This is a genomic window from Methylomonas koyamae (assembly GCF_001644025.1).
GTDB classification, from domain to species: Bacteria; Pseudomonadota; Gammaproteobacteria; order Methylococcales; family Methylomonadaceae; genus Methylomonas; species Methylomonas koyamae_A.
This window is the reverse complement of sequence record NZ_LUUK01000001.1, coordinates 1-10,652: the sequence shown is the minus strand read 5'-3', so window position 1 is coordinate 10,652 and position 10,652 is coordinate 1. Positions and strand designations below refer to the sequence as shown.

The 10,652-nt window shown below is 43.4% G+C and carries 9 protein-coding genes; all 9 read right to left on the bottom strand.

Annotated elements, in window-relative coordinates; all coding sequences use genetic code 11:
- On the bottom strand, window positions 1-1,067 hold a 1,067-nt coding region (wecB, locus tag A1355_RS00040), incomplete at its 3' end, for a non-hydrolyzing UDP-N-acetylglucosamine 2-epimerase (protein ID WP_064023858.1).
- A gap of 3 nt (window positions 1,068-1,070) precedes the next feature.
- On the bottom strand, window positions 1,071-2,105 hold the full coding sequence (locus tag A1355_RS00035; RefSeq protein WP_064023856.1) for an XrtA/PEP-CTERM system-associated ATPase: 1,035 nt from the start codon (window positions 2,103-2,105) through the stop codon (window positions 1,071-1,073).
- A 14-nt stretch (window positions 2,106-2,119) separates the two neighbouring features.
- Window positions 2,120-3,772: a TIGR03016 family PEP-CTERM system-associated outer membrane protein gene (locus A1355_RS24185; RefSeq protein WP_082885264.1), complete on the bottom strand. Its 1,653-nt coding sequence runs from the start codon at window positions 3,770-3,772 to the stop codon at window positions 2,120-2,122.
- Complete coding sequence (locus A1355_RS00030; RefSeq protein WP_064023855.1) at window positions 3,759-4,652, bottom strand: XrtA-associated tyrosine autokinase; 894 nt, start codon at window positions 4,650-4,652, stop codon at window positions 3,759-3,761. Before A1355_RS00030 ends, A1355_RS24185 begins: the two co-directional genes overlap by 14 nt.
- 24 nt (window positions 4,653-4,676) lie before the next feature.
- The gene (locus A1355_RS00025; RefSeq protein ID WP_064023854.1) at window positions 4,677-6,218 is read right to left on the bottom strand and encodes an XrtA system polysaccharide chain length determinant; all 1,542 of its coding nucleotides are present in this window, start codon (window positions 6,216-6,218) and stop codon (window positions 4,677-4,679) included.
- Window positions 6,219-6,265: 47 nt separating this feature from the next.
- Window positions 6,266-6,934 (bottom strand): polysaccharide biosynthesis/export family protein, encoded by a 669-nt coding sequence (locus A1355_RS00020; protein WP_064023853.1) that lies wholly within the window; start codon window positions 6,932-6,934, stop codon window positions 6,266-6,268.
- 21 nt (window positions 6,935-6,955) lie between these two features.
- Window positions 6,956-9,325 carry a tetratricopeptide repeat protein gene (locus A1355_RS00015; RefSeq protein WP_231883497.1) on the bottom strand — a complete coding sequence of 790 codons (2,370 nt, stop codon included), beginning with the start codon at window positions 9,323-9,325 and terminating at the stop codon, window positions 6,956-6,958.
- Between the two features lie 88 nt (window positions 9,326-9,413).
- Window positions 9,414-10,154, bottom strand: coding sequence for a PEP-CTERM/exosortase system-associated acyltransferase (locus A1355_RS00010; protein WP_231883496.1), 741 nt, complete (start codon window positions 10,152-10,154; stop codon window positions 9,414-9,416).
- Between the two features lie 32 nt (window positions 10,155-10,186).
- Window positions 10,187-10,652: cyclic nucleotide-binding domain-containing protein (locus A1355_RS00005; protein ID WP_331710089.1), on the bottom strand; the 466-nt coding region annotated here is incomplete at its 5' end.

Here is a 10,652-nt window from a genome sequence, read left to right as displayed (position 1 = left end):
TCCCAATACTCCGGAATCCGCCCCCTTTTACCGCCGCTGTCTAATATCTCGTGGACGCAGGCCTTAATTTTTTCCGCATCGGTACCGACAATCGTATTTGTACCGTCGGTAACCGTTATCGGCCTCTCTGTATTTTCTCGCAACGTGACGCACGGAACCCCCAGAGCGGTAGTTTCCTCCTGTAGCCCCCCCGAATCTGTCAGAACCACTCGCGCTGCTCGCATCAGTCCCAGCATTTCCAAATAGCTAACTGGCGGCAATAGAGAAACACGTTCAGTTGAGAATTCGTCGAGCAGACCGGCGTGGGCAATTTTTTGCTGTGTCCTAGGGTGCACAGGGAAAATTACGGGAAGCCTCTTACTAATTTCACCGACGGTTTTGATCAAACGCACCAGTGTATCGGGATCGTCGACATTGGACGGACGGTGCAAGGTAAGCAACGCGTAGCCTTCTTCCTTTATCGCTAGAGAACTCCCATAGGTCGCTAGCGTCAGATCGGGCGTCACAGCTTGCTGACAATTCGCTAACAGCGTATCGATCATCACGTTGCCAACAAAGCACACCCGCCCTTCATCGATACCTTCTCGCTCCAAGTTATGGAGAGCGCCGCGCTCGGTCGTAAACAGCAGATCTGAAATTTGATCAGTTAAAACTCGGTTGATTTCTTCCGGCATATCCCGATCGAAACTTCTCAGCCCGGCCTCAACATGTATCAAAGGGATGCTTTTCTTAACCGAAACCAGCCCACATGCGATTGTCGAGTTGACGTCACCGACCACCAATACCGCGAAAGGCGACACCTCATCCAACACCGGCTCGAATCGCAGCATCGTGTTAGCGGTTTGAACAGCATGACTGCCAGATCCAACCCCTAGATCTCGATCAGGCTCGGGGATCCCTAATTGTTGGAAAAACGTGTCTTTCATCGCTTGATCGTAGTGCTGCCCGGTGTGCACCAGATAGGGAACTATCGGCTGACCTACCGCTTTCAAAGCTTTAATAATTGGCGCCATCTTCATAAAGTTTGGGCGCGCGCCGACGACGCAAACAAGCACATTCGATTTCATGAACTATTCCGAACTAGAGGTGTCGTCGTAGACCGGATCCATGTCCAGTTGTAGCAAAATCGCTTTCCTAAGTAGCGCTCTTTCCTTATTGATGGTGCTGCGAAGATTAGTAACCAAATCTTCCAACCGCCCTATTCGCGTTTCCAAATCCATATCTTCACTGTTACGAGAATGGGTCGAGTGTAACGGCAAATCCTCTGGCCGCGATTCATCTCCGCCTTCCAATAACATTTCTTCCTTAACCTCAACGATAACCCGGTTAACCGACTGCTCATCAATAAGACCGAGTTCTTCCAAATAACCGAAAAGCATCAATCGATCACACAAAGTGTTAATCCGACGCGGAATACCTCCGGTAAATTGGTGGATAGCCTCGAAAACACCGACACCGAACTCTGGCTTGCCTTGCCAACCAGCGGTTTGTAATCTAAACAAAATATATTCTCTAGTTTCCTCGACATCTAAGGGATCAAGTTGAAACGTAGAAACAATGCGCTGCTTAAGTTGCTCCATATCGGCCGAATATATGGTGCGCTTCAACTCAGTTTGGCCTATCAAAAACACCTGAAAAACAGGGTGACCATTCACATCTAAATTTGTCAACATCCTAAGCTCTTCAAGGGACTGCTTAGGCAAATTCTGCGCCTCATCAACGATCAACAAAAGACGTCGACCTTCACGCGCCTTTTCGACGATAAAACGTTCAAAACCAGTCAATAAACTAGCTTTATCACTTAACGTAAATTTAAATCCAAACGTGGATGCGGCCATCCGCAAGGTATCTTCAGGCCCAACCTGAGAGGTCATCATTACCCCAATGAGCAATTTGTCCTTGTTCAGATTCTTAATTAAACTTTTAACCAGCATTGTCTTGCCAGTACCAGGCGATCCAATCACTAGAACAAAACCCTCTCCCTGAGTTAGCCCGTAGTGCATGTATGCCAAAGCCCGCTTATGAACTGTACTTTGAAAAAAGAAGTCCGGATCCGCGCTTAATTGAAAAGGCTTTTGGTTAAGGTTATAAAATCCGTCGTACATATCGAGTAGGCAAATTAAAATCGCACAGCAAAATTGGCGGTTGCCCTATTTTCGGTATAATCGAATCCGAAAGAGCTATCTGAATTCTGTTCTATGTGCCTAAACTCCAACTTTGTGTTCATCAATAATGGCCGCCCCAAATTTATGGGAACGGAGCGAGTTAAACCCAATGCTACATCGTAACGTGTATTACTTGCTGCGGAACCAACCGAATGTTGCCAGGAGGGCTGAAGATAAAAACTTAATCGAGGCACAAAACTCCATTGCCACCCCCCGGAGATTCCATAAGCCGAATCTTCTCCCACTCTCAGCTCATAGCTTCTTCTTTCATTAAAAGCAGTGGCATTGAAGCGACTTTTACCGGTCTGATACGCCAAATTTACGCTAGCACGCTTTCTAACAATTACGTCATCAACCAAATCAAAAGGATTTAATACTAATTGAGAGTTATTATAATTAGGACCTTTTATTACGTTACCCGACCCATCTAACGCTAAAAAACCCTGACTAATAAGGTCTTGAAGATCCGTCACATCCGTCAAATTGCCAGAAGCATCTCGCAAGAAGAAGCCTTGCTCTACTAGAAGTTGTTGAAGAGTGGTCGTATCTTGAGAATAACTAAACCCCAAGCTAAATCTCTGCACTCGATAGTTTAAATTAGCATCCCACGAGCTTCCTGTATTTAGCCCGACATCCTTATTACGGTAAGTAATTGCCGAACTAAAATTAGAAGACGGATTAAAAGTCATAGTGACATGCTTATTGTTACCGACTCCGACTTCCAATGAATACCATAAGCTCGGACTCCACCGCCCGCCAATGGTATAAAAAAAACCATTGTTAATACTGTTCGCCGCTAGAGTTCGGTAGCTATTATCCGAAAAGCCTGCCTGACCAAACACATTAAACTTCCGGTTAAAATAATACCGAGCATTACCACTATACTCCTCAAATCGAACATCTTGTCCAGAATTTCTATTTTGCTCGCGCGAAGAATAGTTCATTCCCCAAGTAACCGAGCTGAACTCGCTACCACTGGTCAATCTCGCTTCTTTAAAAAAACTATCGGAATCTGATATCAGATTTTGAACGAGCGGAGAAACCAATGCCGAGTCACCATTATCGAATGAAGAACGACTGTAACCGACTTTAAATAAACCGTTGGCAAATCGCCCGAACCGTGGTGTCCAATATGGGGAAATATTGAAGTTTTTTGCCTCGGTTCGACTACCGTTACCTGAGATATTATCAGTCGCAACAAAAGCATTACTAATATTTTGCTGACTGATAGAACTGCTGGTTTCAACAAACAATCTGTTTCTAATAATCTGATAACGAGAACTCATCTGTAACTGATGATTAAAGTCTACGCTATCCGAACCTTGAGCATTATACAAACCCTGCAACCGGTAGTTCAGATTAAAACTGCTGAGCGCGGAAGACCCAAATAGCGATATTCCAGGACTAATATCGGTAACAAAACCACTTTTCTTTGCATTTTCAGACAAATTCAAATTATCTGAAAATATTTCGCTGACCGACATGCTAGGTGTAGCACGCCACTCCAAAGCGACCACATAGCGCGAGTGAAATATACTGATACAAACCAAAAACGCAATGTACCGAAGCCTTAACCTATTAAAACAATGGGCTTTACTGCTGTCCATACTTACCGTAACTGTAATTATGGCCGTATATATCTATCTCACGCCTAGTCTTATTCAGAAGAGTCATTACAACATCACAATTACTCAGCTTTGAAACCGCTTCGTTAACGACACTTTGTGGGGTAATTTCGGCAGCAATCACCAAAACAACCTGTCCCACCAGCTCAGCCAAAATCTGAGCTTGCGTAGCCACTAGCAAGGGCGGGGAATCGAAAATCACAATCCTGTCTTTATATCTACGACTGATTTCCTCCGCAAAAAGATACATCCTTTGACTTGACAGTAGCTCCGTAGAGTATTTATGGCGTTTGCCAGCAGTAATCAAGCTAAGATTTGGCAGATCTGTTTTTAACAGAATATCAGAAAATGTTATTCTATCGTCCTCCAAGTATTCAATCAGCCCCAATGGGCTTTGAACACCCAATTCCTTGGCAATACTGGGCTTTTCCACATCAGCATCAATCAACAGAACCTTTTTATCTCGTTCATTCGCCAAACTAAGAGCCAGATTAATTGATATAAAAGTCTTTCCCTCACTCGGCAAACTACTACATATGAGAATCAAATTTGGACGACTAATGCCGTTACCATCCCCTCCTTGTACATTATTTACCAAAGGACGTTTAATAACACGAAACTCCTCGGCCAATTGTGACTTAGCATCATTATTATCAATATAACCTTTCTCCGCCAATCCCTTCCAATCAAGGTTAACCTGCCGCTCGGAAAATTGACCATTGACTGACTCGGCCAATGCTAATTCTTCGGAGTTTATTACAATAGCAGGGCTGGAAGCACTCCCTTTTGGCAAAACTTGATCATCATCTAAAACCAAGCCCTGCTTTCCGGCTTTCTTGAGCGCATTTTCGATAATGCTCATAAAGTTACCTATAAATTATTCGCACTATTTTAATAGCTCGAATATCATTATTCCAAGATAGCTTGAAATAAAAATCAAAAACGTAGCAATCAACACCCAGTCGACGTTATTGGACTGATTTATACCTTGAGAAGTTAAGGAAACACTCCCCAAAGAAGGCAACCCCGTCACCAAACGAACCTGTCTGGCTGACATAAATACCGGCCGAATAAAATATATCAAAAAGGCCACTCCGAAGCCCACCACCACAGACACTACTAAAACCAAAGAGTAAAACAATTTCCTATTAGGGAAGCTAGGCTTGTCAGGCTTGCTAGGAGGATCGGCGATTTTAAATTTGAGCCTAGAAGTCTGATCATCAACACGCTCTGTAATATGAGCTTGCTCACGCCGCTCTAATAACTCGGAGTACTTATGACTGATAGTCTCATAATCACGATTCAAATTTTTCATTTCAGTTTCAATTGTAAGACGCTCATTTAGACCCTCTTGCAACTTATTAATTCTAGACTGAATCGAGTCTACAAGCGACTGGTTGGAAGCAACCTCGGCAGCTGCGTTATCCAAACCCATTTTTAAAGCTTGAACATAGGGATTTGCCATCTTATCAGCCCCTAAAGCAGCTCCTCCCACCCCCGGCTCCTCAACTGGAGCTTTTGCTGCCTTAGCCTCTTCCTCCTGTTTCTTGAGTTGTTCAACTAGCTTATCGATTTCAAGTATCTCTGGATGCCTTTCAGTGTATTTCAGGAGCAGTTCTGTTCGTTTATCTTTTAAGGATTCGATTCTTGCATTATCAGCAGAAACCTCTTGACTAGCCGTAGGCATACCCCAATCCTCATCCGAGTCTTGAACATCAACCACCTGTTCCGCTAGTACGCTTTTTCGTGAAAGCGCCTGCTGTAAAGCCGTATTCGCTTCTTGCAATTGCTCCTTCAACTTTTGCAGCATTTGGAATTGATCGGACTCATTTAGCAAATCTAAATTTACTCTCTTGAATTCCTCCTTAGCCTTTTCAGCGTCTTGCAACCGTATTTCGTAATCACGAATTTGTTGTTCAATAAACCGCTGAGCATCACTTGCATCAGCCATCGCCTTACCTTCAGTTTGCTCTGAAAAGACGGTCAAAACAGCCTGAACGACGCTTTTAGCAACCTCGGGATCCTGAGAAGTGTATGCGATATCGAAGATATCCCCTCGCCCACCAGTTATCGTTATATCTTTTTTGAGATTTTCAATGAGCTCGGTAGCAGCTGCAGATTCGTTTTCAGAGCGCGACAATTGAGACAACTCAATGATTTTCTCCAAATTTGGCCGAGTAAACATAAGTTGCTGAATAATGCGAATTAACGCCGAGATGTCCGGCTCTACCACCATCCCTCGCATTAAAGGGCGAATTACCGTAGCCGAATCGATATGGACCTTCGCCTTTGACTCGAATTTATCCGGCATAAAAAAAACGTATGCCCAAGCGACTAAAGAAACAAACAAAGCAAGTATGATTGCCAGACGCTTATACTTCAATGTCCCTTTCAAATAAAAATATACTTCTGAAAGTTCTTGTTGCATATCAAACAGCCATGACTAAGTAAGAAAAATCAAACGTTTCTAGGGACTTAAAAATAAGCATCCGGGATTATTAATATGTCACCAGGCATCATCAAAACATTAGCGGATAAATCTGCATCATCAATCAGGTCGTCAATTCTAACCCCGTAAGATTTCAACTCTCCATTGAAGTTACGAATGACAGTAGATCTATTACCATCGGCATATTGGTTAAGTCCGATTTGGATAACAACATCCAGTAAACTCATTCCTCGCTCGTAGGGAATTGTTTTCCCTTGGTATCGCCCAATACCTCCACCTGTTCCGCCGCCCCCTCCACCAGATCCACTGCCGCCAGAAGAACCTCCACCGATTCTGCCGATCACTCGAATTTGTTGGGTATTGACTCCCTTAAAACCCGAAACCATGACGACTACTTGCGGGCTTTTCACATAGGTCGCCAGAACTTTCTCAATTTCTCTTGCAAGTTCGAACGGAGTTTTACCGTTAGCCAACAACTCCTCAACTAAAGGAACTGTGATTTTACCATCAGGCCTGACAACCGCAGAAGTCGACAACTCAGGGTTACCCCAAACAAAAATATTAACGCTATCCCCAGGTCCAACTTGATATGTATAATCAGACGCTTGCTGAACGTCCTCCAACATTGGCTGAGAACATCCAGCATTGAGAAATAGCAAAACAGCAAATCCAACAGTATTGAAAAACCTATTCATTTCAGCGCCCGATAATTTCCATTATTTATGTTCTAGTTCACTCAAAATCTTTCTCGCGTCGCTTTGCCCAGCAAACTCACGCCCTAATTTCTCGGACAGAGCAATAGCTTGCTTCAGTTCGGATATTGCTGTCGCTTTGTTTCCAACTTTTGCGTGAGCAACCCCTAGATGATATCTTAGCTCTGGCATCTTGGGTTCCTTCAAAACCAATTGTCCGAGCAGTTGCAATCCGAGATCGGTTTTTCCGATTTTAACCAAAGACCACGCGTACGTATCTTTAAAATAAGTATTTTCAACATCTTTTAACCTTTCAGCGAGTTGAGCCCCCTTATCCACTTCCTCAGAGTTAGGTGATTCAATCAGAAGAGCCGCCAGATTATTCACTACCATCATAGAATCGGGAAATTTCTCCAATAACTTACTATAAAGTCGCTTAGCGCTTGCAAAATCCCTGAGCTGCTCATAAACAGCCCCTAGCGACATCGACAACTGAATGCTATCCGGATTGGCTTCCAACCCTCTTAAGAGAATATCTTTGGCAATTGCAATGTCCTTGTGTAACGAGGCTTCGATTCTTGCCAAGGATTGATACAATGGCACAGCATTCGGAAATCGCTTCAGTTGTTCGTTTATAAAATTTTTAGCTTTAGCTGAGTCGTTGTTCGCAACATAAAAGTCAGACAAAACACTCGCAATAGCAATATTACCTAAATGTTTCGAATAGTGATCCTCTAAAAAATCTTGCGCTTTTCTAGGTTCGTTTATTGCAGCATAGACCTTAACCAAGTTTATCATCGAGTTGAGATGATCGGGAGACTCAATCAACACAGACTTATATAACTCAGCCGCGGATTGAAATTGTTTTTTCCCCTGCATTACCGTTGCCTGTAAATAGAGCGGAATTGCTTTATTTTTAGAAAGCAGTGCAACACGCTGAACGACCTCTTGCGCTTCGTCTAATCGCCCTTCCGACACATCTGCTTCTACCATGGCAATCAGAAATAGGATTTGGTTTGGTTTGGCTTTAATCGCTTTTTCTAAATAGTGCCTAGCAGTATCTCTCTGCCCCGCTTTCATATAGTCTTCATACACCGGAAAAAATGCTGCAGCATTGGCTGGATTAATATCAAGAGCCAATTTTAAATTCCGATCCGCCTGCTTTCGATCATTTTTCATCGCGTATGCTTGACCAAGCAATTGATACGCGGAGTCAGCATCCTTTTTTTCCCAAACCAATTTATTTAAAAACTCCAAGGCATCATCAACTTTATTTTCAGAAAGCAATAACCTACCGCGTAATAACTTCGCTTCGTAGAAATCTGGTTTTACGGTTAATACTTCGGTCAAGGCTTTATCTACCTCGTCATAGCGCTTATCTCCTAGCGCCATCTCAGCTATCACAGTTTTTGCGGCTAACCCTAGATCGCTATTTTTTTCCACTGACAGCACGTCTTTCAATCCATTTACACCGGCGTCCCTAAATCCGGAAGCGATCATCCATTTGGATAACTCAAAGACTGTGTTTTGGTCGTTTTTTGCTGCGCTGGACAATGCAGAGTATTCGGAAACAACTCTGTCTTTTGCTTTTGCATTTAAAAATTCTAGCAAAACGACTTTAGGTCCTATTTTATCTTTAGAAGCCTCAACAATCTGCCTAAGAACATTTTCAGCCTTATCAAGCTTTCCTGTCATAGAATACATTGATGCCAGGGTTACCTTGAAATTATCGACATCTGGGTACAACGTCACTAAGGACTCATATTCGGCAACCACTTTCTCAATATCATTGCGAGCGGAGTAAGCTTTAATTCGTAACAACCTGAGCGGCAAATTTTCAGGCTTTATGGCTAGAGCTTTTTCAATTAATGACAATACTGAATCAACTTCCCCTCGTTCGAATGCTAGGGCAGCGCTCAGGGAGATTGCCTCCGGATTTTCCGGCGCGGATTTTAATACAGAGTCGACAATATCGCTTGCTTCCTTATATTTCCCCTCGCGGATGAACGAAGAGGCAAGCAAAATCTGCCCATCAATCTCTGCCGGCTCTTTTTGTAATACATAATTCGCTTGCTCTCTCGCCTTATCCACCTCACCAAATATTAAACTTATTTTCCCAAGCTTTAATCTCGCTGGAATCATATCCGGAGCCAGCTCAATAGCTTTGGACAAATTTTGCCTCATCGATTTTAAGTTATTTTTCTTTTCATCTACGAGAGCCATATAATAATAAGTATCAGCATTACCTGCTTGACTCTGATTAGCGCTTTTAAACTCTAAGAAAGCGGTGTCTATCTCTCCTTTATCAAACAACTCCTTGCCTTTTTGAAAATGCTCTTTCGCGGCTTCTTCCGGGGATTGACACCCTACTGAAACTAAAATGAGAGTGGCCAAACATAACGATCTAATTGTTAGCACTCTTGCCGACGGAAAACCCACTTTTATCTCCAAAAATTTCAACATTATCTAGAAGATTAAAAAATCACTTGTAAATATTTGCTCTTATCCATTGGTACAGCTCCTTTAATTCGGGATGCATATTTTCCAACGCTGACTGAGTCGTTATAAAATAAGGAGCGCGAATACCGTGATAGTCAATGTCTTTGCCGACTCTTTGAAAATGAATACCGGACTTCCCCATCATTCTTGGCAAGAACGGCTCCATCATCGCGAATACGTTGGTCTTTTCGACCATCTCAGTCAATACCGTGGCGGCAAAAAAACACGCCACCGCAATTGAGGAAAATGTTCGTTGTTCCTGGGGCGAAAATTGGAAGCCATTTATTTCGCCAAATCGCGTCAAGGTTTCACCACTCCGACGTCTGAACGCGCCATCTACAGCCAATCTTGAAATTTCGCAGACAGAGTGTCGATCTAACTTCATAGCGTCAATCATTTCAACATTGAGGCTTTCACTACAATAGCGTTCGAACGGCAACGGAGACGTCATTCTATCGCCATCCGCAGGCACCAACCTTACACATCCGGCCGGCATGCCGCTCTCCTTGTGAGTAATTAGACAATGTAACGAAGACTTATCGTAATCGTCCATTTCCATCTGATTCGGGAAATGATCAGTCGATTCATATTTGAACTCTTCACAATAAACACGATATCTAATTCTGTAGACCAAATCCTTTTGCTCTGCCTGATCCGCAAGCGCAACCGAAAAAAATCGACTGAAACTTTCTGCAACAGATACCTTGTTTCCAGGCTCCATCATTTCCTCTCGTTTAAAAGCGCGATCCGTCACGCTTAAAGATACTTGTCGATGTCATGCGCCTTAATTCCCCATACCAAAAGATGTTCTATTCTTTCATTTGCTAAGGTTAAACGATTGGACATACTTTGAAACAACGCCTTGAGAAAAAGGTACCCCTGAACAGGGTGGTCATCCAAATAGACGCTTAGCATATCGCTACGCACTTCCAGCAAGGAAATATCGGTCAACGCGACGACCGATGCCGTGCGCTCCCTCGGCCCATACAAACAGACATCCCCGAAAACCGCGCCTTCAGGCAAATCGCACAAACCAGGCGAAATGCGGCGATTTTCGTCAAGCTCCGCCCCGCCTAGCACTCGAACTGTCCCACTCTCGAGATAAAAAAGGGAGTTACCCTCGTCACCTTTTCGAATGATCGTTTCACCGGCTTTCTCGTCAAACCTACGCCAAGCGATGCCTTCTTGAAATTTGGAATCCGCTAGCAAGTCGTGGATTATT